Origin of the sequence: Nocardioides sp. (assembly GCF_014360585.1) — a bacterium.
Classification (GTDB): domain Bacteria; phylum Actinomycetota; class Actinomycetes; order Propionibacteriales; family Nocardioidaceae; genus Nocardioides.
In genome coordinates, this window is the sequence record NZ_JACIXG010000085.1 from 1 (window position 1) to 23,316 (window position 23,316).

At 68.8% G+C, this 23,316-nt stretch carries 15 protein-coding genes and 1 riboswitch; of the genes, 10 read left to right on the forward strand and 5 right to left on the reverse strand.

The annotated features are described in order from the left end of the window. Positions 1–177: 177 nt before the first annotated feature. On the reverse strand, positions 178–1,203 hold the full coding sequence (locus H5T77_RS21330; RefSeq protein WP_292652622.1) for an alpha/beta fold hydrolase: 1,026 nt from the start codon (positions 1,201–1,203) through the stop codon (positions 178–180). Positions 1,204–1,279: 76 nt separating this feature from the next. Here H5T77_RS21330 and H5T77_RS21335 point away from each other — a divergent pair, with 76 nt between their 5' ends. Further along, on the forward strand, positions 1,280–1,852 hold the full coding sequence (locus H5T77_RS21335; protein WP_292652623.1) for a TetR/AcrR family transcriptional regulator: 573 nt from the start codon (positions 1,280–1,282) through the stop codon (positions 1,850–1,852). A gap of 64 nt (positions 1,853–1,916) precedes the next feature. On the opposite strand, the gene H5T77_RS21340 is transcribed toward H5T77_RS21335, so the two are convergent. From H5T77_RS21340 to H5T77_RS21350, 3 genes are all read right to left on the reverse strand, one after another. Then, positions 1,917–2,954, reverse strand: a complete 1,038-nt coding sequence (locus H5T77_RS21340; protein WP_292652624.1) for a VanZ family protein — start codon at positions 2,952–2,954, stop codon at positions 1,917–1,919. 105 nt (positions 2,955–3,059) lie between these two features. Next, positions 3,060–4,682: an alkaline phosphatase D family protein gene (locus tag H5T77_RS21345; protein WP_292652625.1), complete on the reverse strand. Its 1,623-nt coding sequence runs from the start codon at positions 4,680–4,682 to the stop codon at positions 3,060–3,062. An 86-nt stretch (positions 4,683–4,768) separates the two neighbouring features. Continuing rightward, a complete protein-coding gene (locus tag H5T77_RS21350; protein ID WP_292652626.1) occupies positions 4,769–5,677 on the reverse strand; it encodes an oxygenase MpaB family protein in 909 nt (302 codons plus the stop codon). A gap of 76 nt (positions 5,678–5,753) precedes the next feature. Here H5T77_RS21350 and H5T77_RS21355 point away from each other — a divergent pair, with 76 nt between their 5' ends. Together H5T77_RS21355 and H5T77_RS21360 are read left to right on the forward strand one after the other, a co-directional pair. After that, a complete protein-coding gene (locus H5T77_RS21355; RefSeq protein WP_292652627.1) occupies positions 5,754–6,860 on the forward strand; it encodes a hypothetical protein in 1,107 nt (368 codons plus the stop codon). Between the two features lie 8 nt (positions 6,861–6,868). Continuing rightward, on the forward strand, positions 6,869–8,335 hold the full coding sequence (locus H5T77_RS21360) for a protein kinase domain-containing protein (protein WP_292652628.1): 1,467 nt from the start codon (positions 6,869–6,871) through the stop codon (positions 8,333–8,335). A 791-nt stretch (positions 8,336–9,126) separates the two neighbouring features. Here H5T77_RS21360 and H5T77_RS21365 read toward each other — a convergent pair. Next, positions 9,127–10,389: an HNH endonuclease signature motif containing protein gene (locus H5T77_RS21365; RefSeq protein ID WP_292652629.1), complete on the reverse strand. Its 1,263-nt coding sequence runs from the start codon at positions 10,387–10,389 to the stop codon at positions 9,127–9,129. Positions 10,390–10,969: 580 nt separating this feature from the next. On the opposite strand from H5T77_RS21365, the gene H5T77_RS21370 reads away from it, so the two are divergent. The 7 genes from H5T77_RS21370 (at position 10,970) to leuS (ending at position 23,181) form a co-directional block, all read left to right on the forward strand. Continuing rightward, a complete protein-coding gene (locus H5T77_RS21370; protein WP_292652630.1) occupies positions 10,970–12,151 on the forward strand; it encodes an MFS transporter in 1,182 nt (393 codons plus the stop codon). Between the two features lie 61 nt (positions 12,152–12,212). Then, positions 12,213–12,644 (forward strand): Fur family transcriptional regulator, encoded by a 432-nt coding sequence (locus H5T77_RS21375; protein WP_292652631.1) that lies wholly within the window; start codon positions 12,213–12,215, stop codon positions 12,642–12,644. A gap of 25 nt (positions 12,645–12,669) precedes the next feature. Beyond that, positions 12,670–14,820, forward strand: coding sequence for a catalase/peroxidase HPI (katG, locus tag H5T77_RS21380; RefSeq protein WP_292652632.1), 2,151 nt, complete (start codon positions 12,670–12,672; stop codon positions 14,818–14,820). Positions 14,821–15,330: 510 nt separating this feature from the next. Then, positions 15,331–17,481 carry a transglycosylase domain-containing protein gene (locus H5T77_RS21385; protein ID WP_292652633.1) on the forward strand — a complete coding sequence of 717 codons (2,151 nt, stop codon included), beginning with the start codon at positions 15,331–15,333 and terminating at the stop codon, positions 17,479–17,481. Positions 17,482–17,567: 86 nt separating this feature from the next. Then, a riboswitch (SAM riboswitch) is annotated at positions 17,568–17,681 on the forward strand. A 43-nt stretch (positions 17,682–17,724) separates the two neighbouring features. Continuing rightward, complete coding sequence (locus H5T77_RS21390) at positions 17,725–19,158, forward strand: aminotransferase class V-fold PLP-dependent enzyme (RefSeq protein WP_292652634.1); 1,434 nt, start codon at positions 17,725–17,727, stop codon at positions 19,156–19,158. 37 nt (positions 19,159–19,195) lie between these two features. Beyond that, positions 19,196–20,251, forward strand: coding sequence for a lipoate--protein ligase family protein (locus H5T77_RS21395; protein ID WP_366816658.1), 1,056 nt, complete (start codon positions 19,196–19,198; stop codon positions 20,249–20,251). Between the two features lie 446 nt (positions 20,252–20,697). Further along, positions 20,698–23,181, forward strand: coding sequence for a leucine--tRNA ligase (leuS, locus tag H5T77_RS21400; protein WP_292652635.1), 2,484 nt, complete (start codon positions 20,698–20,700; stop codon positions 23,179–23,181). Positions 23,182–23,316: the final 135 nt, after the last annotated feature.

Here is a 23,316-nt window from a genome sequence, read left to right on the forward strand (position 1 = left end):
ACCAGTGCCGCCGCGTCGGGGATCGCGCTCGGGATCGGCTACGCGCTGGCGGTCTTCTGGGTCGTACGCATCATCAACGCGATCACGAACACGGCCCAGTTCAACGGCGGACTCAGGGTGCTCATCGAGTACGTCGGCGTCTGGGCGTAGTGCGACCCGGCTGAACTGCGATGAAGTTCACGGTTGAGGTACGTCTGCCCAGAACCGCTCCAGCTCGGCGTCGAGCTCAGGGGCGACCTGCATGGGCAGCGAGTGGGTCGTCTCCGGCCAGACCTTGACGGTCGCGGTGCGGATCAGCTCGGCCTTCTCGGCCGCATCCTCGCCGCCGGCCAGCGACTTGTCGCTCGCGATGGCGACGTACACCGGCATCGTCAGTGCGCGCATCTGCGCGTCGCTCAGTCGCGAAGGTGTCGGCAGGCTGCCGGAGTCGAAGTGGGTCGTGCCGGCGGCGATCATCCGGGCCATCGGATCCTCCGAGTCGACCTCGTCGTCCTCGACGCCGCCGATCCGGTTCAGCGCATGGTCGCGCCAGGAGTCGGGCAGGAACGGGAGCGCTGCCACCGCCGACCAGCCGATCGCCCACGCCGGCAGCATGCCGAACGTCATGATCGGCTCGAGCAGGGTGAGGCTGGCCAACCGATCCGGGTAGCGCACCGCGACCGCCGCGGCGAGCCCGCCTCCCTGGGAATGGCCGACGAGGTGGATCCGGTCCAGCTCGAGGCCGTCCAGCGCCTCCTCCACCCAGCGGGCGTTGTCGTCCATGTCGCGCAGCGGCAGCGTCTGCTCCGAGAGCCCGCTGTCGCCGATCGCGTCGAAGGCGTAGACGGTGCGGTGCTCGACGAAGTCGCGCAGGTTCTCTCCCCACATCGGCACGCCGCTGGCCCGCCCCGGCACCAGCACGACCGGGACGTCGTCGACCGCGTTCGGGTTGACCCAGGCGTACGCACGGACCGTGCCGAAGGTCGTCTCCACGTCATGGGTCTTGGTCGGCTTCGGCAGCGCGGCGAAGGCCGCGTCGTACGCCTCGGTGTAGGCCTTCTGCCCCTCCGGTGTGCGGAAGTGGCCGACGCCCGGTCCGCTCGTGCCGAGCACCATCGCCAGACAGCCGGTCGAGACGACTGCGATGGTGGTGATCAGGACCACCGGCCAGCGCCGGCGCTTCCGGCGCGTTCGGGCGTCCTCGTTCTCGATGTCAGTGCTCATGTCATCCCCTTCCCCGATAACAATGCGATCGCATTGAAACCCGTTGCGATGCGACTGTATTGCTAACCTGGGCGCCATGCCAAGAGCCGTCGACCATGAGCAGCGCCGGTTCGAGATCGTCGCCGGGCTCTGGCATCTCGTCGCCGAGCAGGGGATCGAGGGCGTCAGCCTGCGGACCGTCGCCGCCCGGGCGGACGTCTCGATGGGCCGCGTACAGCACTACTTCGGCACCAAGGACGCTCTCGTCGTCGCGGGCATCGACCTGCTGGTCAAGCGCGCCGTCATCGAGTACGAGGCGACCGCCGACCGCCCGCCTGCCGACCGTCTCCTCCACATCCTGCTCCAGCAGATCCCCGCCACGGACGCGGGCCGCATCGGAGTGACCGTCTGGTACGCCTACCTGGCCAAGGCGATGACCCATACCGCCGTACGCCAGATCCTGGCCGAGGCGACGAGGGTCGGCGTCGAGGAGTGCACCCGCCACATCCAGGAGGCTGACGGGCTCGACGCGGCCGCCGCACGTGCGCGCGCCATCGAGCTGCTCGCGCTCTCCGACGGCCTCACCCTTCGAGTCCTCGTCGGGGACATCACCGCCGACGAGGCCGAGGCGTCCATCAGGACGTACAGGTCGCGGCTTCTGGGGTCATGAAGAGGACGCGGCCCTCCGTCTTCGGTACGCCGCGGCGTACCGCCCTTGAGGTGAGTCGGTCGGCTCAGCTCGGCCGAACCGGCCGGACCCGCATTCCCGCGAGCATGTTGCTGAGCCCTCGATGCTCGTCGGTGCGGGGGAGGGCCGCGACGGTTGCGGCGACGAAGACGAGCAGTACGAGACCGGAGCCGGGGAAGTCGGCGACGAGGAGCAGCGTCAGTCCGCCGACGCCGGTCAGCAGCTTGACGATCCGGCGCCACCACGCTCCCGAGGACGCCGTCGCGCGAAGGCCGACGACCCACTCACCGACCGTACGTCCGAAGCCGAGGACGGCAATCGCTTCCAGCACGATCGGTGGGCCCCACAGCAGCCAGAGCTGAATGGTGGTCGACACCTCCTCGAACGGCACGTCGAGCCCGTAGAGCTGCCAGGCGCGCCAGGCCAGCGCCAGCGGGGCGCCGGTGCCGAGGATGACGAGGAGGTCGGCGATCATGCCGACCAGGCGGCGACCGACGGTGATCGTGCGTGGCGCCGGTCGCGCGTGCGGGCGCACCAACAGCACCGAGATCGCCGATCCGAGCACGGCGCCGGCGGTGTTGACCAGCAGGTCGTCGACGTCGAAGACGCGGTAGGCGCAGGAGTACAGCCCCCAGATCCCGGTGAGCTGGGTGGTCTCGATGAGGAGGGAGGTCGCGAGGCCGAGTGCGCCCGCGACCACGATCCCTCGTCCGGCGATCGCACGGACGAAGAACCCCAGAGGCACGAACAGGATGACGTTGAGGGCCACCTGGAGGAACACCGCGTTGGTGAGCAGGGCCCGGGTGCCGATCTCGGCGCGGGTGCGGAGGATGTCTCCGACGAAGCCGAACGCATGGATGTGGGTCCCCGCGCAGGTGTAGGAGCCCGCCTCGGGCAACGGGACGAGGGTGTAGGTCCACAGCGCCACCGCATAGATCGCTGCGGCCAGCAGGAGGAGGATGCGGCCGAGAGGGAACGAGCCTCTGCGGCGGTAGGCGACCGCCGCAGCCGGGACGAACCCCGCGACGGCCAGCCCCATCCCGAGGAAGATCGCCAGAACCGCGTTCCCGACAACGTTGTCCACGCCGTCAGGCTAAACCAGGATCCGGCCCCGCCAGCGGTACGACGGGGAGATCGACACGACTTACCAGTCGGTGACCCATGCGGATCTCCCCGTCGTACCGAACGCCTACGCCTCGACCAGACCCGGGTTGCCGGCCTCGGTGAAGAACCGGCCACCGACGGTCAGCGGCGCACCAGGAGTGCTGACCTTGGCGACGTTCTTGTAGGTGATCTCCGCGCCGTCGGCATCCAGCGAGACCGTCGTGTAGCCGCGGAGGCCGTTGTAGAACTTCATGTGCGGGTTGCGCTCCAGGTAGGCGGCCCAGTTGGCGGGACGCTCGGCGCCGTTGCCGCCCGAGGTGATCGAGCTGGTGACGACCTCGGTCCCGAGCACCGGAGAGGACAGGTCGTCGAAGTCGTCGTGGATGTTCAGCCCGTAGTGGACGTGTACGTCGCCGGTCAGCACCATCAGGTTCGACTGCCCCGACGCCTTCCAACCGTCGAGGACCCGCCGGCGGGAGGCGGGATAGCCGTCCCAGGAGTCCATCGAGCGCGTGCCGGAGCCGTTGGGGTTGTCGCGGCGGGCGAAGGTGACCTGCTGCGGGACGACGTTCCAGGTCGCCTTGGAGCGACGCCAGCCGTCGGTCAGCCACTTCTCCTGCTCGAGGCCCGGCAGCGTCATCGACTCGGCCTCGGACTCCGCCGTCGGCACCTTCCAGCCGTCGCCGTTGGCCTGGTTGGTGCGGTACTGGCGGGTGTCGAGGATGTCGAACTGCGCCAGCCGGCCCCACTTCAGCCGCCGGTACAGCTTGAGGTCCGGGCCGGTCGGCTGCTGCGGAAGACGCAGCGGCTGGTTCTCCCAGTAGGCGCGGTACGCGGCGGCGCGACGGACCAGGAACTCCTCCGGCGGCACCGAGTTCTCCGGGTTGTCGTCGGCGTAGTTGTTCTCGGTCTCGTGGTCGTCCCAGGTGACGATGAACGGGTGCGCCAGGTGCGCGGCGATCTGGTCCGGGTCGGACTTGTAGAGCCCGTAGCGCGCCCGGTAGTCGTCCAGCGTCACGGTCTCGTGGTTGAGGTGCGCCGGCAGCGGCTCGCTGTAGGCCCGCGCGCCGGCGGAGGCGTTCACGGCGTACTCGTAGAGGTAGTCACCCAGGTGGAAGACCGCGTCCACGTCCTCGTTGGCGAGATGTCCGTACGCGGTGTAGTAGCCCTGGTCGTAGCGCTGGCACGAGGCGAGGGCGAAGGTCAGCGACGAGACCGCAGCGCCCGCCGGCGGCGCGGTCCGGGTCCGCCCGACCGGGCTGATCCACTGGCCGATCCGGAAGCGGTAGAAGTACTCCGTCGCCGCGTCCAGGCCACGGACCTCGGCGTGCACGGCGTGGTTGAACTCGGGGTGCGCGGCGGCGCCCCCGCGGCGTACGACGCGCCTGAAGGCCGAGTCGCGGGCCACCTCCCAGGAGACGTCGAAACGTGAGGGTGGCATCCCGCCGGTCGGCTCCAGCGGGAGCGGCGCGAGCCGGGTCCAGAGCAGGACCGAGTCGGGCAGCGGGTCGCCGGAGGCGACCGCGAGGGTGAACGGGTCGGAGGTGATCGCCGAGGGCGCGGCGGCGGGGGAGGCGAAGGCGCCGGTACGCGGCAGGCCGGTGGTGAAGGCCAGGGCGGTCGCGGCGGCCGAGACGGTCAGGAAGCGGCGGCGGTCGAGGCCCCGAAGGGCGCCGCGGAGATCAGGAGTGTTGCTGGGGGCAGGCATGGACGTGCTCCTGTCGATATGGGGGTTATCGACAACAGCGAAGCGGTGCCCGGTGAAGGACTCGTGAAGTGCGGGGGAGGGGTGGGCTACGGCTTGGTGCCCTCGACCTGCCCGGCGAGCGGATCAGCGGCCGGACCGGCTGTCCGGTGCACCGGGCATCCTGGCGCGAAGGTGCCGAGATCCTCGGTGTTGAAGCCGTGCGGGTAGCTCTTGACGCGAGGCATGTCGCGGACGTACGCCGGCTTCCTCCGCGGCGGCAGGAGCGCTACGAAGCGCGCCCGCGCCTTCAGTGCCCCGCGGGACAGCGCCCGCGCGAGACGCCCGGGCTCGGGGTAGCCGAACGCCTCGAGCAGATGTGGCTCCATCAGCGACAGCGAGAAGGTCCGGACGAGCGGCGCCAGCGGGCGCGGGTAGAAGGTCGTCAGCAGCTCGAGGGTCGAGTCGGCGACGGCGCGACCGCCCTCGTCGTACCCGAAGTGCTCGGCCTCGTAGGAGTCGAGCAGCTGCTCGAACTCGTCGTAGGTCTCCGGGATGTCCTTGATCCCCATCCGCTTCCCGAGCGCCTGGTAGTAGCGCAGCGCCGCGAGCTGTTCGTCGGGCGTCGACTGCCGCCAGCCGAAGTCCTGGTTCCAGCGCCGCGGGATCACCACGAACGTGGAGAGGACGTAGCGCATGTCGTCGTTGGAGATGTCATACATCCGGTGCATCTGGTTGATCCGTCGCACCGCGGCCCGGCCGCGGGGGCTGTCCAGGTCATCGATCGCCGCGTCCTCCAGCAGCAGTGCGGTGTCGTCGTAGCGCTTCTGGGTGTGCTCGGTGAACTGGTGGGTGTCGGCCAGCAGACGGCCGATCGAGGGCACCGCGTAGGTCCGGAACAGGGCGAAGCTCAGCGACTGTGTGGTGTCCCAGGGGAACTCGTAGACCCCCAGGATTCTCGATATCTCCTGATAGTCGGTCTCCGGGTCCAGCCCTGCCGTGCGCGACTTCCTGGCCATGATGCCTCCTCGCTCGATACATAATTGTATCGTGGTTTCGCCGCCCTGGGGTGGCTCTCCCCGTACTGTCTTCTGCATGGAGAAGTCGGGAACGCAGAGGCCGCTGTCCCTCGCTGCCGCCGAGGCAGTCCGAACGTACGCCGCCACCGCCCGCTCCGCTCTCGGCTCCGCCGAGGCCCCGGTGATCTCGTACGCAGGTCTGTGGCTGCTCCTCGCCTCGTTGGCGCCCGCCGCGGAGACCGAGACGGACGAGGTCCTCGGGCTGAACCGTGCCGACGCGCGGGCCGCCGCGCTGACGCTGCTGGAGGCGCCGCACCCCACGATCGGGGCCGCGGTCGCCGGCTGGCTGCGCCCGGGCGTCGAGCTGTCGAAGGGCCTGCCGGTCATGCTCGACCCGCTCCCGGACCAGGACGGTCTCGACGCGTGGGCCGACGAGCACACCCGGGGGCTGATCACGGAGTTCCCCCTCGAGATCGATGCCCGGACCCTCCTCGTGCTCGCCTCCGCGCTGGTGGTGACGCCGCGCTGGATCGAGCCGCTCGATGACGACGGAGAGGGGTTGCTGCTGCTCGAGGGCGGGTTCCAGGCTGTGGTGGAGACCGAGGCCGCCGGACCGGTCGCGGTCGCCTGCCCGTCGAGCGAGGACGGAATCTCGGTCTACTCCGTGATCGCCGCCGACGGAGTCTCCGCCGCCGACGTGTGGCTGGCCGCCGACGAGGTCGTCCGGCGGATCGACACGGGCGAGGTGCGCAACCGCACCTTCGAGCCGGGTGGCGGCGATGCCGCCGGCGGCCACGCCTGGACGGTCGAGGAGGTCACCGTCTTCGGTGGCGCTCCCGCTGACCGCTGGCGCAGCCATCTTCCGGAGTGGAGTGCCGAGGACCGCCACGACCTGGACGCCGCACCCGGAGTGGCCGAGATCGCACGTGGAGTGATGGCTGCGGTCGAGGAGGAGTCGGAGGCTGCCTGTGTGCAGAAGGCGGTCGCCTCATACGACCGTGAGGGCTTCGAGGCGGCCGCGGTGACCGGGATGATGGTCCGGGCCGCTGCGGCCGCGCCGAGCGAGACCACGGTGCGGCAGATCGATCTGAGGTTCGACCGGCCGCACGCTGTGGTGGCGGTGGCACGCGGGGGAGCCTGGGAGGGCATCCCGCTCTTCAGCTCCTGGGTGACACCGGCATAATTTCCGCCATGGATCAGCTTCCCCCGATCGCCGGCCGCTACCGGCTCCTCACTCTGCTCGGAGCCGGCGGCATGGGAGAGGTCTGGCGGGCGCGTGACACGGTCCTCGACCGCGATGTCGCGGTGAAGCTGCTGCGCGATGTGGACGACCCCACGATGGCCGAGCGGTTCCGTCGGGAATCGCACTCGACGGCCCGGGTCGTCCATGACGACGTGGTCAAGATCTTCGACGCGGGCAGCGACGACAACGACGTCTTCCTGGTCATGGAGCTGCTGCCCGGACCGACCCTGGCCGAGCCGATCGCGCAGCGCGGCGCGTTGCCGATCGACACGGCTGTCGAATACGCCCGCCAGGTCGCGGGCGCCCTCGGTGCTGCGCATCGGGCCGATGTGGTGCACCGTGACATCAAGCCGGCGAACCTGATGTTCGACGGTGACGGCCGGCTGACCGTGCTCGACTTCGGCATCGCGTACGCCATGACGGGGGTCGACGCCGGGCTCACCCAGACCGGCCACGTGATCGGGAGCCCGTCCTACCTCTCGCCCGAGCAGGCCGCAGGCGACCCCGTCGGCCCGCCCGCCGACGTCTACTCGCTGGGCTGTGTGCTCTTCGAGATGCTCACCGGGAAGGTGCCCTACTCGGCCCCGCACCCGGTCAGGATCCTGCACATGCACCTGAGCGAGCCGGTGCCGCGGATCACCGACTTCCGGTCGGTGCCCCCGCCGCTGGCGCGCCTGGTCACTCGGATGCTCGACAAGAACCCGGCCGCCCGGCCCTCGATGGACCAGGTCGCGCACGAGCTCGGCTACGTACTCAACGGTGCTGACCCCGACGCCACCGACCTGCTCGCCGCCGGGCAGGCGCCGCGTCCGACGCAGGCGATGCCACAGCGGCGACTCGACGAGCCGATGGCGCTGCCGAACTCCCGCACCGGCGTCATGCACCGCCCCGACACCCCGCCTCCCGTACGCGCCCCGCGCCCGGCGTCGCTGCGGAAGTTCCCCACCAGCCGCCTCCTCGGTGCGGCGGCGATCGTGATCGCCTGCGTCTTCGCCGCCTCCTGGCTGGCCGCGTACGAACCCGCGCCTGCCCAGGCCGACCAGCCGTCCCAGAGCTCCGACAACGCCAACGGCTCGGACAACATCGACCGCAGCTCCGACAACTCCTCGGACTCTGACGGCTCCGGCAACTCGGCCGAAGAGCCCACCGACAAGTCCGACAAGTCGGACAACAAGACCCTCAACCGTCTCGACAAGCTCGACCGCTGGCGCGAGAACCTGGAAGGCTGGAACATCATCGACGCCGGCCAGTCCGAGGAGTGGGAAGACCAGATCGACCAGATCCGAGACCTCGTCGAGACGGGTGAGAACGCCAAGCGCGAGATGGAGCAACTCCGCGACGAGTTCAAGGGCATCCGTGAGGGTGAGGGCAAGAACGGCGAGAAGATCCTCGACGGGTTGCTCAAGCAGAGCTAGCGGTCGCGTGCGGGGCTATCCGCTGCTGTGCTGACATTTCGGCGGCGTACCGAAACACCTGCGTGGTGCTGTAGTGCGTGGGCTGGGGCCGCCGACCCTGTATTGGATGGTGTTCACGCCGAATCCCGGAGTCAAGGACGGCCTTCGGCCGCCGGCTTCGCCGGCCGCTTCGCGGTCCTTGACACCGTGATCCGACGAGAAATTTGGCTGGCTATCGGGTCGGCGGCGGGGTATGGCGCAGCGGATTCAGTTGCGCACGGGTTTGGGGGTCGTGGCCGATGTGTTGCTGGGGCGAGGGGCCCGGCCGTTGGCGCCTACGCCAGTGGGCGAGACCTTGTGAATCGATCACAAGGTCGCCTGAACCGGTGAACAACCCGCAGGACGGGGTTTCCCCATTCCTCCGCACTGTCCCCCGCTACCGCGGAGCTTCCCCCACCCTCCGGAGCGTAGGGAACCTCCGTGGGAGTGGGGAAAGGTCTGCACGCGTGGGGGATCAGGGCGCGCGGGGAAGAACCCGCCGATCGAGGGGGAGCATCAGGCCCTACGGGCAGGCGGGGCTCCAAAAGTCGGGGCCTAGGAGTGCGGTCGCAATTGGTCGAGGGCAGGCGAGCGCGCGTCCTTCCACGATCCGGCGTCCAGCGTCGGCGAGATCTGGACCGTTGACGCGATGCCACCATGTCCACATCGATGACGCAAGCGGAGCCACCCTGGCACCGGGCAGGCGAAGGCGCCCGCGCACAGGCGGGGTCTTGGCGCGATGGCCGTGGCAGGGGCGGTCTAGACTTGTCGGTTTAGGGCCGGCGGGTGAACCGAACCGTGCCGTCGGGCAACCGCTCATGAACGTAGGCAGGGCTGTGCGCCAGACGATGATGGTGCGGACATAGCAAGACCCCGTCCTTCAGATCCGTATTCCCGCCGGCGGCCCAGGCTTTGAAATGGTGGGCATCGCACCATTCCGGTGGCATGTCACACCCCTCGGCCTGGCAGCACTTCTGCTGCAACCGAAGCGCTTTGCGCTGGATCGGCACGAAGACCCTGCTTGCCCGGCCCATGTCCAGCACCTCACTGTCACCACCCAACACCCAGGGGATGATGGTGGCGTTGCACGCCATCCTGCGGGCTTCGGCTGCGGTGATGGTGGTGCCGTTGGTCTCGTCGTAGCCCAACGTGGCGGTGCCGAGCTCCTTGCGGAGCTCCTCGAGCGAGATCACCACGTTGATCACGGTCGCGTCACCGCCGTGCCTGGGCAGCGCATTCGGGTCGATGGTCTCGATCAACCGCGCGAACCCCTGGCCCATCAGCCGCTCCCACGGCGGCAACGGAGCACCCTTCTCGACCAGCTGCTGCTTACGCGGCTGGGCCCAGGCCTCGACCTGCTTCTTGAACCGCATCCCGATCGACACAGGCAGCACACCGTCGAACCCGACGGTTCCATCGCCGTTGTCCCACACCCGCAGCGCGGTCTTCTGCTGAGCACGCTCTTCTTCAGCCAGGAGTGCTTTGGCTTCGGCTTCTTCGAACCGGGCGGGGTCGACCTCGATCAGGATCCGCTTACCGATGATCCGCAATTCCTTGGCGGTCATCTGGGTGGCGTAGTCGACCAGCAGCTTCTCAGCCAGGACCAGATGCTCGCGGGTGGCGACCGGGTCGGCGTCGACCTTGTCGAGGGCCTTGGTGATCACTCGGGCTTTCGCCTCAGAGACGACGCCCTCGGCGAGGCCGGCGGCCACCAGCTCGTATCTGGCCACTGAGGTGGCGAGTTTGATCTGCGACCGCGCAGCGCCCTTGTCGACCAACAACTCGGCCCGCATCCACGCCGAAGCGTCCTTGTCACCAGTCTCCTCAGCGATGTCACCCGAGACAGCGAGCACCCGCAGCGTCAACGCGGCCTGTTGGGCTTGGAGTTTCTCCACCTTCGCGAGGTAGTCCTTCTTCTGGCTGGTGCGCCAGTAGGTCGGGTCCATCGCAAGGAGTTCTTGAAGAGAGGTTTCGATGGCAGCAAGAGCCGACGAGACGAGGTCTCCAGGACTGGTGCCCCAGTGGTCGATACTCATGGCTGTCACCTCCCTCAAAGGTGTGTCGTAATGCCTCCGATTCTACTCCGACCATGCCTTCTTGAACACCTATCTGTGCAGTTCAGACAAGGTTTTTGCGGTGAGCGAACGGCTTCAGACCTGTGGACGACAAGTGGCCCGGAGGGCCACCCTCCCTCCCCATGCGCGCCACCGTCCGAAGCATGAATCCGCTGCACCACACCCGGGTCGGCGGCCCACACCGGCCTTCGGGTGAGGCGTTCCCGGCAGGGAGGTCTCGACAGGCTCGACCACCGGAGTGGGGGAGGTCTCGACAGGCTCGACCACCGGAGTGGGGGAGGTCTCGACAGGCTCGACCACCGGAGTGGGGGAGGTCTCGACAGGCTCGACCACCGAGGCGACTGTGTTGGTCTCGACACGCCTCCGCCTAGCGGCTCCGGCGGCTCGACCAGCGGGCGGGGTGGTCTCGACAAGCTCGACCACCGGGGGTGAGATCTCGACAGGCTCGACCACCGGTGACGAGTCCAGAAGTCCAACGAAACGGATGCGCAGAAACCCCCAAAGGTGCAGACTTCGCGCAACCCGAACGAAGGACCCGCAGATGACCCGACTCCAGCTTGCCCGGGCAGCCGTGTTCGTCGCCTTCGCGATCCAGGGCCTGACCTTCGCCTCGCTGATCACCAGGCTGGAGTCGATCGCGACCAAGCTCGACCTCAGCGCCGGCGACGTGTTCGTCGTGCTCGGAGTCACCACGGCGGTCGGCGCGATCGGCAGCGTGACCGCAGGACACCTCGCCACCAGGGTCGGTAGCGCGGCGACTCTCTCGCTGATGCTCGGCGGGGCCTCGCTGGCCGCGGTGGCGCCGGCGTTCGCGCCGACGATGGGGACGCTGCTGGTCCTCAACGGCGTCTACGGCTTCTTCCTCGGCGGCGTCGACGCCTCGATGAACATGCAGGGCACGGCCACCCAGGACGCGTACGGCCGCCCGTTGATGAACGGCTTCCACGCGACGTGGAGCGCGGCAGCCGTCCTCGGCGCCGTCTACGCGACCGTGACGATCGCCCTCGGCGTACCTCTTGGTCTGGACATGATCCCCATCGCCGTCATCGGTCTGGTCGCCAACGTGGCCACGTTCCGGCTCCTGCTGCCACCGGCGGCGGTGGATGCTGCGGAGAGACGGACCAGCAACACGCGAGGCCCGAAAAACAAGCTGCCGATGCTGCCCCTCCTCCTGGTCGCGGTGCCGACGTTCGCGATGTGGTTCGTCGATTCCGCGGCCTCCGCGTGGGGCGGGATCTACGTCGTCGACGGCCTGGGCGCCATGGCGGCGGTCGCGCCGGCGATCTACGCCGCCTACCAGCTGGTGCTCCTGGCCGTACGTCTCCCCGGCGACCGTCTCGTCGCCCGCTTCGGCGCGGAGCGGGTGATCCGGACCGGTGGCGTCATCGGCGTCGGTGCACTGCTGCTGATCGTCGCCGCCCCGCACTGGAGCGTGGCGGCCGTCGGGTTCGCCGTCCTCGGCGGCAGCCTGGCGCTGGTCCCGCCGCAGTCGTTCGTCGCCGCCGCCCACATCTCCCCGGACAACGCCGAGGAGGCGATCGCCCGCGTCAATCTCGCCAACTACGCCGGCTATCTCGCCGCCGCCTCGCTGATCGCCGCTGTCGCCGAGGTCTTCGGCGAACGTTCGATGTTCGTCATCCCGCTCGCCGTCGCCGTCCTGATTCCGCTGATGGCCGGCCGCTTCGCCACCCGCCCGGCTCCGGAGCCCGTGAAGACCGGTTGAGTCGCCAGAAATTCCCGCCCCGTTTCTTGACTCATTCAAGATTTCGCGTAGGCTCTGGGTTGTGGGGAACGCGGACTATGAGCAGCTGCTGAGAGGTGCCTCCCTGCGCGTCACTCGCCCGCGAGTGGCCGTTCTGGGAGCCGTCAGCGATAACGCGCACGCCGATACCGAGACCATTCTCGGAGCGGTGCGCGAGCGGCTTCCGGACGTCTCCCATCAAGCCGTCTACGACTCCCTCGCCGCCCTCTCGGCCGCCGGGATCGTACGCCGCATCCAGCCGTCCGGCTCGGTGGCTCGTTATGAGACCCGGGTCGGGGACAACCACCACCACGTGGTCTGCCGCTCCTGCGGGAACATCGCCGACGTCGACTGCGCCGTCGGCCATACGCCCTGCTTGACGGCATCGGACGACAACGGCTTCGTCGTCGATGAGGCCGAGGTCATCTACTGGGGCACCTGTCCGCAGTGCCAGGCCGCCCAGCGCAGCAAATGATCCGAACAAGAAGGATTGGAACCTGATGTCAGAAGAGTCCGTGAGCAAGTGCCCGGTCATGAACGCCGGCCGCGTTCACCCGACCGTCGGCAGCGCCAACCAGGAATGGTGGCCCAACAAGCTCAACCTGAAGATCTTGGCCAAACATCACCCCGCGGCCAACCCGGTCGACCCCGACTTCGACTACAAGACGGCCTTCGAGGCTCTCGACCTGGCCGCCGTCAAGGCAGACATCGCCGCGGTCCTGACGGACTCCAAGGACTGGTGGCCGGCCGACTTCGGCAACTATGGCCCGTTCATGATCCGTCTGGCATGGCACTCCGCGGGCACCTACCGCAGCCACGACGGCCGCGGCGGCGCCGGCAGCGGTCAGCAGCGCTTCGCGCCGCTCAACTCCTGGCCCGACAACGTCTCCCTCGACAAGGGCCGCCGCCTGCTGTGGCCGGTCAAGGCCAAGTACGGTCAGTCGCTCTCCTGGGCCGACCTGTTCGTGCTGGCCGGCAATGTCGCGCTGGAGACCATGGGTCTGAAGACCTTCGGCTTCTCCGGTGGTCGCGAGGACGTGTGGGAGGCCGACGACGACGTCTACTGGGGCCCGGAGAAGGTCTGGCTCGACGACGAGCGCTACTCCGGCGACCGCGACCTGCAGGCGCCGCTGGCCGCCGTCCAGATGGGTCTGATCTACGTCAACCCGGAGGGCCCCAACGGTGAGCCCGACCCGATGAAGTCCGCGGTGGACATCAAGGAGACCTTCCGCCGCATGGGGATGAACTCCGAGGAGACCGTCGCCCTCATCGCGGGTGGCCACACCTTCGGCAAGACCCACGGTGCCCACCCCGACGACCTGATCGGACCCGACCCGGAGGCCGCGCCGCTGGAGAACCAGGGCCTCGGCTGGAAGAACGGCCACGGCACCGGTGTCGGCCCCGACGCGGTCACCTCGGGTCTCGAGGTCACCTGGACCTACCACCCGACCCGCTGGGACAACGAGTTCTTCCACATCCTCTACGCCTACGACTGGGAGCTCACCGAGTCCCCGGCCGGCGCCAAGCAGTGGAAGCCGAAGAACAACGGCGGCGCCGACCTGGTGCCCGAGGCCTTCGGTGACGGCAAGCGCGAGCCGCGCATGCTGACCTCCGACCTCGCGCTGCGCGTCGACCCCGAGTTCGACGAGATCTCGCGCCGGTTCAAGGACGACCAGGACGCCTTCGCGGAGGCCTTCTCCCGTGCGTGGTTCAAGCTGACCCACCGCGACATGGGCCCGAAGAGCCGCTACGCCGGCGCCGAGGTCCCGGCCGAGGACCTCGACTGGCAGGACCCGCTCCCGACCGGCTCCGCCGCCACCGACGACGCCTCGATCGCGGCCGCCAAGAAGGCGATCGCCGAGTCCGGCCTGACCGCTCAGCAGCTCGTCTCCACCGCTTGGAAGGCTGCGGCCACCTACCGCAGCTCGGACAAGCGCGGTGGCGCCAACGGTGGCCGGATCCGCCTCGAGCCCCAGGTCTCCTGGAAGGTCAACCAGCCCGACGAGCTCAAGCCGGTCATCGCGGCCTACGAGCAGATCGCGGCCGCGACCGGGGTCTCCTTCGCCGACGTACTCGTCCTCGCCGGTGGCGTGGGTGTGGAGCAGGCCGCGAAGGCTGCCGGCTACGACCTGACCGTGCCGTTCACGGCCGGTCGCGTCGACGCCACCCAGGAGCAGACCTCCGAGGAGAACTTCGCCTGGCTCGAGCCGGTGGCCGACGGCTTCCGCAACTACGACTCCGGCTTCCTCAACCTGCCGAGCGAGTTCCTGTTCATCGACCGCGCCAACCTCCTGGGCCTCTCCGCCCCGGAGGCGACCGTCCTCACCGGCGGCCTGCGCGTGATCGGCAACAACTGGGACGGCTCCGACCTCGGTGTCTTCACCAAGACCCCGGGCGCGCTGACGAACGACTTCTTCGTCAACCTGCTCGACTACGACCAGCAGTGGACCCCGTCCGCCGACGAGTCGACCTACACCAGCACCAACGGTTGGACCGGTTCGCGCGTCGACCTGGTCTTCGGCGCCAACTCCGAGCTCCGCGCCATCGCTGAGCTCTACGCCGGCGCCGACGCCAAGGAGAAGTTCGTCAACGACTTCGTCAAGGCGTGGGTCAAGGTCATGGAGAACGACCGCTTCGAGCTGAAGCGCTGATCCCCAGGGATCTGAGGCAGTACGCCGCGGCGTACGACTGACGCGGAGGCCGACCTTTCGGGGTCGGCCTCCGTTGTCATACCCGCCCCGGTAGGATCAACGGCCGCCGTCTCGGGCCTCTCGCACCATGCGCGAGGGAATCTGCTGTCTATGTCAGGTGGAGCAATGGAACAACAGAGACCCGAGCCTCCGAAAGGTCCTATCGGTCCGCCGCCGTCGTGGCGGCCGCCTCCCCCTCCAGCCCCTCCAGCCCCTCCGATCCCGACCGAACAACGGCCGGCGGCGACGGCCAGCCGGCCAGGAGCGCGCCGAGCGGAGCCCAAGCCGTCCTCGGCCAGGGACTGGCTCGCCAGGGCAGAGCCGGCCAAGGTCTGGGCGACCGAGAAGCTGGCAGCGGCCCGGGAGTCGGCAGCCAAGCGATCGGCGTCGGGAAGCTCAGGGTCGGAGAGCCCAGGGCCGAGGAGCCCGCGATCCGCGACCTGGCGGCGCTGGGGCAAGCTCTCGGCTAAGGTGGCGCTGGTCGGCTTCCTGACGCTCGCGCTGATCGGGTCGGTGACGGCGATCGTGGCGTACAACCGGATCTCGGTGCCCGACCCCAACGCCGCGTTCGAGGTCGAGACCTCGTTCGTCTACTACAGCAACGGCAAGACCGAGCTCGGCCGCTACCAGGACGGCGACCAGAACCGGATCAAGCTGGAGGCCGACGAGATCCCCGAGATCGTCAAGCACGCCGTGGTCGCCGCCGAGGACCGTACGTTCTACGAGAACAGCGGCGTCGACATCAAGGGCATCCTCCGGGCCGCCTTCTCGAACACGACAGAGGGCACCTCGGGCGGCGCGTCCACGATCACCCAGCAGTACGTCAAGAACTACTACCTCAGCTCCGAGCGGTCCTACTCGCGCAAGCTGAAGGAAGCGGTCATCGCGCTGAAGCTGACCAGGCAGAAGAGCAAGGACCAGATCCTCACCGACTACCTCAACACGATCTACTTCAACCGCGGTGCCTACGGCATCGCGGCCGCCGCGAAGGCCTACTTCGCCAAGCCCACGAAGGACCTGTCCTTGCAGGAGACGGCGGCGTTGGCGGCGATCCTCAACAACCCGGCCGGCTTCGACCCGGCCAGCTCCAAGTTCCGGGGTGAGGAGAAGCTGCTCGGTCGCTACCAGTACGTCCTCTCCGGCATGGTCGATCTCGGCTATCTGAAGCAGGCCGACGCCGACAAGGTGAAGGACGCGCTGCCGAAGTTCCCGGAGAAGACCGTGCCGAGCCGACTGGGCGGCCAACGCGGCCACGCGCTGACCATGATCAAGGCCGAGCTGCTCGGCCTCACCAACGCCGAGGGCAAGCCGCTGTTCACCGAGGAGAAGATCGACAGCGGTGGCCTGAGGATCACCGCGACGCTCTCGCCGAAGGTGATGAGAGCCTCGGCGAGCGCGGCCAAGACCGTGAAGCCGAAGAACCGGAAGGCGTACGTCAAGGGCGACCCCGAGCAGAAGAACGCGCTGCACGTGGCGACCGCGTCGGTCGACGTCGGGTCCGGTGCGCTGCTCGGTTTCTACGGCGGCCAGGACTATCTCGACAGCCAGCACAACTGGGCCGCGACCGGAGGCCACGCCGGGTCGACGATGAAGGTCTTCGCCACCGCCGCCGCGATCGACAAGGGCTACTCGCTGAAGTCGACCTGGGCGGGCGACTCGCCGTTCACGACCTACGCGGGCTCGGAGGTGGTCAACGAGGGCGAGCAGGCCGGGATCGCCGACGGGATGGACTACGGCCAGTTCATCACCATGCTCAAGGCGATGGAGCAGTCGGTGAACACGGCCTTCATCGACATGACCGAGTCGATGGGAGGCCCCCAGGCGGGACGCAAGGCGATCTATGACACCGCGGTCGCTGCCGGTCTCGCACCGGCGAAGCCGAACCCGAAGTTCCCGGGCATCCCCAGCACCACCACCGACTTCGACCACAAGACCGACGACCGGATCGCGCTCGGCCGGGCCAACGTCAGCCCGATCAACCTGGCCAACGCCTACGCCACGATCGCCAACGGCGGCTACCGCCACGACGTGCACGTGGTGAAGAAGGTGCGCGACCGGGCCGGCAACGTCCTCTACAGCTGGAACGGCAGGAAGAACGGCCGGCATGCGATCTCCGAGGACATCGCCGCCGACGTGACGTACGCGATGCAGGGTGTGGTGCAGAGCGGCTCGGGCAAGAAGGCCCAGACCATCGGTCATCCCGTGGCCGGCAAGACCGGCACTGCCACCTGCGGTGAGTCGCAGCATGTGTGCACGTCGTGGTTCGCCGGGTTCACCCCGCAGATCGCCACCGCCGTCCGCTACTCGCGCGGCAACGGAGAGGGGAAGCTCGACGGCGGCTGGATGCCGTCCTACTTCGGCGCCGACTATCCCACCGAGACCTGGGCGGCGATCATGGGGAAGGCCATGGCGGGCAAGGAGGTCGAGAGCTTCCCCGAGCCTGTCTACGTCGACGGTCGGGATCCCGAGTCCGGTCACGAGGCGCATCTGATCGCTCCGCCTCCGCCGCCGGAGGGGGACAAGGATGAGGATGAGTGCGACCCGATCGCGGAGTTCTTCGGCGCCTGTGGCGACGATGACAAGGACCGTAAGGACAAGGGCCGCGGGAAGCACGACGACTGACGAGCCTGTCTGTCATGCGAGACAGATGTCCGTTGATTGAGATGTGATTTGGCGGAGGGGCGCGGTCTCCGGCACGCTTTGGGCACGGTCACGACTGCCAGCGCGAAGCCCCGGCTTGCTGGCGGGCAACCCTCCCATGCGGCGGGGTGCTCCGGGTGACGACCAGGCCCTCGCCGAGGTGGCGCGGGCAAGCGCGTGCTTCACCGGATCGGGCCGGGGAGCCCTGACCCCGAAGGGTTGACCATGTCCCTGCTTCCGCTCGTAGGCTCCGACACGCAGGTGCCGCTGCTGGACGGCACCACCACGACGTACGCCAACCTCGACGTCGCCGCGTCGGCGCCGGCGCTGCGGAGCGTGGCCGACCGGGTCGCCGAGGTCCTGCCGTGGTACGCCTCCGTCCACCGCGGCGCCGGCTACCTGTCCCAGGTCTCGACCGTCCTCTACGAGGAGTCGCGCGCGACCGTCGGCGCCTACGTCGGTGCCCGCGAGGACGACGTCACCGTGATCACCCGCAACACGACCGACGCGGTGAACCTGCTGGCCGGCTGCGTACCTGGCCGGGTGCTCGTCCTCGACATCGAGCACCACGCCAACCTGCTGCCGTGGCACCGCGTCGAGGCGGGCGTGACCGAGCGTCAGCGAGGGAACCATGAGGATAGGTCACGCCCGCGTCCGTACTCTGGCGCTTGCGCTACGGATGCGGGCGTGACCGCGGTCGCCGGCCGCGAGACCCTCGCCGGCACCATCGATGCTCTCGCCGGCGAGCTGGCCCGGGGCGGCTACGCCCTGGTCGCGATCACGGGAGCCTCCAACGTCACCGGTGAGGCCCTGCCGGTCGCCGAGATCGTCACCTTGGCTCACGCCCACGGCGCCCGCGTCTTCGTCGACGGGGCCCAGCTGCTCGCCCACCGTCACTTCTCGCTGGCCGCGACCGGCGCCGACTACGTCGCCTTCTCCGGTCACAAGCTCTACGCCCCCTACGGCGCCGGCGCCCTGGTCGGGCGCCGCGACTGGCTCGACGTCGGCACTCCCTATCTCGCCGGGGGAGGGGCGGTCGATGACGCCAGCCACGACTCCGGGTCTGAACGGAGTGGCCCCGCGATCGTCGAGACCACTTGGCAGGCCGCCCCGGCGCGCCACGAGGGCGGCTCCCCGAATGTCGTCGGCGCGGCCGCGCTGGCCGCCGCCTGCACGGCTCTCGGCGACCTCGAGGCCGCCGAGCTGGACCGCCACGAGGCGACGCTGAGGGGGCACCTCGTCGCCGGTCTGTCCGCGCTGGACGGGGTGGACGTTCTGCGACTCTGGCCCGACTCCGACGAGCCCGTCGGGGTCGCGACGTTCACGGTCGACGGCATCGAGCCGGGCCGGGTCGCGGCCTATCTCTCGGCCGAGCACGGTCTGGGCGTACGCGACGGTCGATTCTGCGCCCAACCACTTCTCAAGCGCCTCGGCCTCACCGGTGGCGCGGTCCGCGCCAGCATCGGCATCGGGACCTCGGTCGGCGACGTGGACCGGCTGCTGGCCGGCGTACGTTCTCTGCTGGCGGGTGACGTCCGCGGCGACTACGTCCTCGTCGACGGTGCCTGGACGCTCGCCGAGGACCCGCGCCCGCTCGTCGGGCCCGTCGGTCTCACCCGGCTCGCCGACACCGCCGGATCGTGCGGAGCGGCTGTCTAGAGGGGATGAAACCGCGCGCCCACGGCGTTGAGAAGGTGTGAGCGAACGAGTGCATGGCGAGCGGAAGGTACGCGGCGGCAAGCTGGTCGTCGTCGACGCCACCGTCTCCGCGGACAAGATCATCGACGTCGTCCTCTCGGGCGACTTCTTCCTGGAGCCCGACGAGGCGCTCGGGTGGTTGACCGCGGCGCTGGAGGGGCAGCCGGCCGACGTGTCCCTCGACCACCTGACCACCGTCCTCGACACTGCCGCCCGTGATGCCGACCTGGTCGGCTTCGGCACCCGCGACATCGCCCTGACGGTCCTGCGGGCGCTCGGCCGGGCCACGACCTGGGACGACCTCGACCTCGAGATCATGGAGACCGGGCCGCTGTCGCCGCGGATGCAGATGGCCCTCGACGAGGTCATCGTCCGCCAGGTCGCCGAGGGCCGCCGCGCCCCCAGCCTGAGGTTCTGGGACTGGGCCAGCAGCGCGGTCGTGATCGGCAGCTACCAGTCGCTGTCCAACGAGGTCGACGAGGCCGCCGCCGAGCGTCACGGCATCGAGGTCGTACGCCGCATCTCGGGCGGAGGCGCGATGTTCATCGAGCCGGGCAACACGATCACCTACAGCCTCGCCGTGCCCGACACGCTCGTGGCCGGGATGTCCTTCCAGGAGTCCTACGCGTTCCTCGACGAGTGGGTGCTCCGGGGCCTGCGGAGCGTCGGGATCGAGGCCGCCTACGCCGGCCTGAACGACATCGCCTCGCCGGTCGGCAAGATCGCCGGCGCCGCGCAGAAGCGGGTCCCGGGCGGGGTCCTGCACCACGTCACGATGGCCTACGACATCGACGCGGACAAGATGCTCGAGGTCCTCCGGATCGGCCGGGAGAAGATGTCCGACAAGGGCACCAGGAGCGCCGCCAAGCGGGTCGACCCGATCCGTTCGCAGACCGGGCTGAGCCGCGAGAAGGTCATCGACGCGCTGCTGGCCGAGTTCGAGCAGAGCTTCGGCGCTGCGTACGTCGGCCTCGATCAGGCCACGATCGACGAGGCCGCGGCGCTGGTCGAGAGCAAGCACGGGACCCCGGCCTGGCGCGCGAGAGTGCCGTAAAAGTTGGACTCCGCTGCTCGGAGCGTTCCTTGGATGAGATGGGGGGGTCCTCATTCACGACCGACATCACGAGCAGCGGAGCGCCGCCAGTTTGGCACGCCCAGATGTGGCGTCGCAATAGGTGAAGGCCCCTCTGAAGGCATTTTCTGTCGGTCGATCTGCAGGGTGGAACTCATGGGGTATGGAAAGTGCCCCTCTAGAGGACTTCGACCCTGCCGACGTCATCTGCTGTGGGGGTAGGGCAGGACTGCGAATGACGATGGCGGCGGTGGTCGGCTACCCTGGGGACATGCAGATGTCTGTCCTGCTTCTTAGGCAGCCGCGCTGACCCTGAGGGACACACCCCGGTCACGCGGCCACCCCTCCATGTGAGGGGCCCTTCTCATTTGTAGGGCTCATTCCAGAAGCAGTCTTGACGCACGACACTCGACAAGGACGAAAGACCAATGACGCAGGAGCAGGCTGAGCAGGCGACGTACGACGTCGTGGAGCTGCAGGACAAGTGGCGCCCCATCTGGGAGAAGCTGGAGCCGTTCAAGGCCGGCCAGCGTGACGGGGCCGAGAAGCGCTACGCGCTCACGATGTTCCCCTACCCCTCCGGCGACCTGCACATGGGCCACGCCGAGGTGACCGCGCTGCACGACGTGCTGGCGCGCTACTGGTGGCTGAAGGGCTACGACGTCCTCAACCCGATCGGCTGGGACTCCTTCGGCCTGCCCGCCGAGAACGCCGCGATCAAGCGCAACGAGAACCCCGCCGGCTGGACCTACGCCAACATCGAGACCCAGGCGGAGTCCTTCAAGCGCTACGGCATCTCCTTCGACTGGTCGCGCCGGCTGCACACCTCGGATCCTGAGTACTACAAGTGGACGCAGTGGATCTTCCTGAAGCTGTACGAGGCCGGCCTGGCCTACCGCAAGAAGTCGCCGGTCAACTGGTGTCCCAACGACCAGACCGTGCTGGCCAACGAGCAGGTCGTCAACGGTGAGTGCGAGCGCTGCGGTGCGGTGGTCACCAAGCGTGACCTGACGCAGTGGTACTTCAAGACCACGGCCTATGCCGAGGAGCTCTACAACGGCCTGGACCAGCTGCAGGACACCTGGATCGGCAAGGTCGTCAACATGCAGCGCAACTGGATCGGCCGGTCCGAGGGCGCGCACGTCGACTTCGAGATCTCCCTGCCCTCGGGTGGGACCAAGAAGGTCACCGTCTTCACGACCCGTCCCGACACGCTCTACGGCGCGACCTTCATGGTCGTGGCCGCCGACGCGGACCTGGCTGCCGAGATCGTGGCGCCGGAGCGGGCGGCTGCGCTGGAGAGCTACCTGGAGGACGTACGCAAGGCCTCCGACATCGACCGGCTGGCGACCGACCGTCCCAAGACCGGTGTCGACCTGGGGGTCACCGCGACCAACCCGGTGACCGGCGAGCAGATCCCGGTGTGGGCGGCCGACTACGTGCTGGCCGACTACGGCACCGGTGCCGTGATGGCCGTTCCCGCGCACGACCAGCGCGACCTGGACTTCGCCAAGGCGTTCTCGCTGCCGGTGCGCCGCGTCGTGGACGTGCCGGGTGCGGAGAACCCGGAGGAGACGTACGTCGCGACCGCCGGTGACGGTGCCTACGTGAACTCTCCTGAGCTCGAGGACGTCGCCGACAAGGCGAGCGGGATCCACAAGATCATCGAGAAGCTCGAGGCCGACGGCCACGGCAAGGGCACGATCAACTACCGGCTGCGCGACTGGCTGCTGTCGCGGCAGCGCTACTGGGGCGCGCCGATCCCGATCGTGCACTGCCCGGTCGACGGCGAGGTGGCGGTGCCGGACGACCAGCTGCCGGTGCAGCTGCCCGATCTGGCCGGCGCCGACCTGAAGCCGAAGGGCGTCTCGCCGCTGGCGGCCGCCTCGGACTGGGTCAACGTGTCCTGCCCGAAGTGCGGCGGCCCGGCCACACGCGACTCGGACACGATGGACACCTTCGTGGACTCGTCGTGGTATTTCCTGCGCTACCTGACGCCCAACGACGAGACCAAGGCGTTCGACTCGAAGCTGGCCTCCGAGTGGGGTCCGGTCGACTTCTACCTGGGCGGCGACGAGCACGCCGTGCTGCACCTGATGTATGCCCGCTTCTTCACCAAGGCGCTGCGCGACATCGGCCTGATCGACTGGGACGAGCCGTTCTCGGCGTACCTGTCCCAGGGCAAGGTCATCAACGGCGGCAAGAAGATGTCGAAGTCGCTGGGCAACGGCGTGAACCTGTCGGACGTGCTGGAGGAGTTCGGCGTCGACGCGACCCGTCTGACGCTGGTCTTCGCCTCCCCGCCGGAGGACAACATCGACTGGGCCGACGTCTCGCCGGCAGGTGCGGTGAAGTTCCTGCAGCGGGCCTGGCGCCTGGCCGGTGACGTCACCTCTGCTCCTGGCGTGGACCTGTCGACCGGGGACGTGGCGCTGCGGCGTACGACTCACAAGACGGTGGCCGAGGCCGAGCAGCTGATCGACTCCTACCGCTTCAACGTGGTCGTGGCTCGCATGATGGAGCTGGTCAACGCCACCCGGAAGGCGATCGACTCCGGTGTCGGTCCTGCCGACCCCGCCGTTCGTGAGGCCACGGAGACGGTCGCGATCCTGCTCTCGCTGGTCGCGCCTTACACCGCCGAGGAGATGTGGGAGCGCCTGGGACACCAGCCGACCGTTGCGCGAGCCGCGTGGCCGACGCCGCTGCCCGAGCTGCTCGTGGACGACTCCGTGACCGCCGTCGTGCAGATCAAGGGCAAGGTGCGTGCGCGGCTCGAGGTCTCGCCGTCGATCTCCGAGGCCGACCTGGAAGCCGCCGCGATGGCAGACCCGGCGATCGCGGCCGCGATCGAGGGGCAGACCGTACGCAAGGTCATCGTCCGGGCGCCGAAGCTGGTCAACATCGTCGTGTGACCGGGCTCGAGCCGGCTCGGGCCGGCTCTGCTCGTGGTGTCGTCGCGATGGGTCGATCTGTAGGCTGCTGGGCATGGCCCGGGTAGCGATCGTGACAGACTCGACCGCGATGCTTCCACCCGATCTCGGGGATGC